Consider the following 3,883-nt stretch of genomic DNA (forward strand, 5'->3'; position numbering starts at 1 on the left):
CACAAGCGGCTCCTCCCTCTTCGTGAAGGGACTCAACTTTGACGCGGGAGGAAATCTCATTCCCTTCAAGCGTCTCTTTCCGCGCATGACAGCAGGCGATGCGGAGAAAAGGATTCAGGCATATGCATCCAAAGCAGGGATCATGCTGCTTCCTCATAGAAAGGCGGCCCTTCCCACGAACTACTACGTGTCGAAGAAAGGCGTCGTCTATGCCATTTACCAGCCGGGCGAAAGGACGCTTTATAAGTACGGCGTCTTCTGCGTCCCGATAGGGACAGTCTGACCCGGCATTCCATCAAGGAGGAATCACGATGAAAAAATTGGAAATCGGCCTTATGGCTGCCCTGCTCCTGTTTCCAGCCATTGGCACCGCTGAAGCGTACACCGCCGAGACACTGAAACAGGCGCAAGGCCCTGCCATTGTTTCTGAATCCTACAAAGACGGCACCATGGAAGTACGCAAAGCCGTCTCGAAAGACGCAAATCTCCTTCGCCGCGCAAGAATCAACAGCGCCATCGATACGGAAATCGACCGCTTTGGAAACTATGTGGCAAAAGCCAATCAGCGCACCGGAGGCGGCACAAAGGGATGGATCAATTACAAAGAAGGCATGACTGGAGAAAATGACCCGTACACCAGCCTTCTCCTCTTCGAATCCGTTTACTATTACCATGCGGCGCATCCTCTGACCTATGCCAAAGGACTGACCTTCGACCAGATGGGACATAAAGTCACCTTCGAAGACCTCAAGAAGAAAATGCCGAACCTCACTCTGGAAGAACTCCGCCGCCAGACCGCCCTTCAGGCAGAAGCCAACCACCTCTTCCTCTTCAAGGACTACAAGATCAACAAATTCCCGGAAACCTTCTACATTGACAAAAACAATCACCTCTACTTCGTCTTCCAGCAATACGCCATCGCTCCCTATGCCGCAGGCTTCATCGTCATAGACATGGGCGAAGTCCCGGAGAAATAAGCATCAAAAAAGGAAGTACATCTATCAAAGAACGCACTTCCTTTTTATTTCATTTTTATTACAGGAACATCAGCCCGATGGCGATCAGGAGGAGAAGCGTGCCCTCCACGCGGCTCATGATAAGCGGGAAACTCTCATGACGGATGAGGGTATCCTTCAGCTGGCCGGCGCAGATGGCGGCGATTGAGAAAAGGATGGCTGCCTGGATGGAGAACGTCAGGCCCAGAAGACCGATCTGAAGACTGGGAGAGAGGAAACCATTTGGCTGGACGAACTGCGGAAGAATCGCGAGGAAGAAAAGAAGCACCTTCGGATTCGACGCATTCATGAGGAAGCCCCTCTTGTAGAGTGCAAAACTTTCCGACTTATCCACCACGTCGCCCGCCTTGATCGAAGCGCCCTTCGAGCGGAAAGCGCCGTAGGAGAGATAAAGGAGGTAAGCCGCGCCGCAGTATTTCAAGACCATGAAAGCTGCCGGCGAGCTCTGGATGAAAGCCGCCACACCTGCCATGACAAGAAGCGTATGCCAGAGAGGACCCGTTGCGAGCCCCATCGCCAGCGTCACACCCTGCCTGGGTCCTGCCGAAAGACTCTTCGTCAGGATGTACATATTATCCGGCCCCGGAGCCAGCGTCAGCAGGATCGCCGCGCCAAGGAAAGACAAGTAATTCGCTAAATCCATCTCTTCGCCTCCTTAAAAGGAAATTTCAATTATTATATCATTTTCAGCGGTGCTCTGACGGGAAATTTGACCCTGAGCCCCTAAGAGTGTATAATATAACTTATAGTCAATTATTTTACAAACGAAAGGAAGGTTCCCATGAAAAAGAAATGGCTGGCCCTTGCGGCCGCAAGTTTTCTCGTATTCTCTACCATGACAGCGCAGGCAGAAGAACCTGCCAGAAGAAGCATCACCGTTTCCGGATCGGGACAAGTGACCGCCAAGAGCGACATTGCCACCCTTCATATTTCCGTACAGACAGAATCCGCCAACAGCAAAGCTGCCGTCCGTGAAAATGCGAACACGATGACCGCCGTCAGAAACGCCGTCATTGCAGCAGGCGCCGACGCTTCCAAGATCGAAACACAGAACTACAGCGTCTATCCGCAGCAGAACTACGACAACAAGGGAAGAAAAACCGACTTGAAATACATCTGCAACAACACCATGAACGTCACCGTCACCAACATTGCAAGGACAGGTGAAGTCATGGACGCAGCTATCAATGCAGGCGCCACCCGCCTCGACTCCGTCGATTTCGGCGTGAACGATACACAGAAATTCAAAGACGCAGCCTTAAGAGCCGCTGCCCTTGATGCCAAGAACAAAGCCAACATCCTGGCATCAGCCCTCGGACGCACCGTCGTGAACGTCATCTCCGTCAACGAAGACAGCGTGAACGTCGTCCCGTACCGCCTGATGTCCTTCAAAGCCGCCGCCCGCGACAACGTGGAAACGACGACACCCGTAGACCCCAGTGATTCCAAAATGGAAAGCCACGTCACCATCGTCTTTGAAATTACCTGAGGATAATTTTATATAAAAAGAAAAAAGGGCTGTGACAAAATGGATAATCATTTCGTCACGGTCCTTTTTCCTTGCAAATTTTGAGGAAAAGTGTCTAGAATAATAAAAAAACAAAAAGGAAGAAAGAAATGGAAATCACAAACGCATCCATAGAAGACATCGACCGCATCGAAGAAATCGCAACCGCGGCATTCAAAAGCATAGTCTACTACGCCAAGCCCATCCTCACCACCCACGTAGAACACTTCCCGCAAGGCTTCCTCCTTGCCAGAGAAGGAAAAGAAATCCTGGGATTCATCTGCGGCCTTGGCGCCAGAGAAACATCCATACAGGGCTGGATGTACGAAAAGAAAGCCCGCCCCGAAGAAAACCCCACCACCTTCATGGGACTCTACCTCGCCATCGATCCCAAGTACCAGGGAAAAGGCATAGGCACAGAGCTCCTGAGACAAGCCGAACACCTCTCGGCAACCCTCGGCTGCACCCGCCTCACCCTCATCTGCGAAGACCACCTCATCCCGCTCTATAAGAAACTAGGCTACACATTAGACGGCATTAACGCCCTCAAATACGGCAACAAAACCTGGTACGACATGTCCATAGAAACAAAAAAATAAAAGAAAGAGGAGAAAGAGTCGTATGGTTCCCATCACTCAAATCATAAAACATGAAAACTGATAATATCCTTACACGCCGAAGCGGAAGGTTTTGACCTGCCCCAGCGGGGAAGAATGCCTTTGACCTTGCTCCGTCAGGAGAAGGGGGACCACTTTTGTGGTGGATGAGATGTAGTTCCTCAGCCGCAGGCTGGTTGTGAAGGTTTTTAAAGAATGCATTTTCTAAAGTTGCCGGAGAAAGGAGTGCAGTATTCATTGGTTTTTAAAATATGAAAAGGTTCCACGAGCATAGCTCGGTTGTATGGTTTTATCAGAAGAACGGTTTTCCCCCCCACCCAAAAGGGACTGCAGAAATACACGAAACTGTATTTCCGCAGTCCTTTTCTATTTCCTTATTTCTTGATGCAGATTTCATCAAGCGGACGTTTCGGGACGCAGTAGTCCTTGTTTTCATCCAGATAATACTTGATCGAACCATTCTCAGGAACGTCGACGATCGTGCTCTTGCAGCCCGGGTATCCCAGAGCAATCAGGAGACGCGGATTCCAGTCTTCCGGAACGCCCAAGAGCTCCGTCATCTTCGGGAATTCGACAGCACCCAGCATAGCCGAGCCGATGCCGTAGCTGTACGCATTCAGCGTAATCGTCCTTGCTGCGATGCCCACATCCACATCAGCCCACGGATTGCCGCGGCCTTCCTTGCAGATGAGGACGAAAGCCGTCGGCTGTTCGCCGACCTTCGGCGTGCCGAGCTCCTTCAG

Annotated in this window: 6 protein-coding genes; 4 read left to right on the forward strand and 2 right to left on the reverse strand. The window is 51.1% G+C overall.

The features are described 5' to 3' along the window. Together M3200_RS08810 and M3200_RS08815 are read left to right on the forward strand one after the other, a co-directional pair. Positions 1–283 (forward strand): hypothetical protein (locus M3200_RS08810; protein WP_288178257.1); only part of this gene is annotated, 283 nt, incomplete at its 5' end. Between the two features lie 28 nt (positions 284–311). Continuing rightward, positions 312–977, forward strand: a complete 666-nt coding sequence (locus M3200_RS08815; RefSeq protein ID WP_022383157.1) for a DUF3298 domain-containing protein — start codon at positions 312–314, stop codon at positions 975–977. Between the two features lie 58 nt (positions 978–1,035). Here M3200_RS08815 and M3200_RS08820 read toward each other — a convergent pair whose 3' ends face one another. Beyond that, positions 1,036–1,659 carry a LysE family translocator gene (locus M3200_RS08820; protein WP_022383158.1) on the reverse strand — a complete coding sequence of 208 codons (624 nt, stop codon included), beginning with the start codon at positions 1,657–1,659 and terminating at the stop codon, positions 1,036–1,038. A gap of 138 nt (positions 1,660–1,797) precedes the next feature. Here M3200_RS08820 and M3200_RS08825 point away from each other — a divergent pair, with 138 nt between their 5' ends. Together M3200_RS08825 and M3200_RS08830 are read left to right on the forward strand one after the other, a co-directional pair. Further along, positions 1,798–2,505 (forward strand): SIMPL domain-containing protein, encoded by a 708-nt coding sequence (locus tag M3200_RS08825; RefSeq protein ID WP_022383159.1) that lies wholly within the window; start codon positions 1,798–1,800, stop codon positions 2,503–2,505. A 128-nt stretch (positions 2,506–2,633) separates the two neighbouring features. Further along, positions 2,634–3,122 carry a GNAT family N-acetyltransferase gene (locus tag M3200_RS08830; protein WP_022383160.1) on the forward strand — a complete coding sequence of 163 codons (489 nt, stop codon included), beginning with the start codon at positions 2,634–2,636 and terminating at the stop codon, positions 3,120–3,122. 392 nt (positions 3,123–3,514) lie between these two features. Here the strand turns inward: M3200_RS08830 and M3200_RS08835 are convergent. Beyond that, positions 3,515–3,883: nitroreductase family protein (locus tag M3200_RS08835; protein WP_288178258.1), on the reverse strand; the 369-nt coding region annotated here is incomplete at its 5' end.

Source organism: Dialister sp. CAG:357, from assembly GCF_000435155.1.
Lineage (GTDB): Bacteria > Bacillota > Negativicutes > Veillonellales > Dialisteraceae > Dialister > Dialister hominis.

Excerpts from the sequence above, each read along its gene's own strand:
- M3200_RS08815 (WP_022383157.1), top strand. The coding sequence starts at position 312 with ATGAAAAAATTGGAAATCGGCCTTATGGCTGCCCTGCTCCTGTTTCCA.
- M3200_RS08830 (WP_022383160.1), top strand. The coding sequence starts at position 2,634 with ATGGAAATCACAAACGCATCCATAGAAGACATCGACCGCATCGAAGAA.
- M3200_RS08820 (WP_022383158.1), bottom strand. The coding sequence starts at position 1,659 with ATGGATTTAGCGAATTACTTGTCTTTCCTTGGCGCGGCGATCCTGCTG.
- M3200_RS08825 (WP_022383159.1), top strand. The coding sequence starts at position 1,798 with ATGAAAAAGAAATGGCTGGCCCTTGCGGCCGCAAGTTTTCTCGTATTC.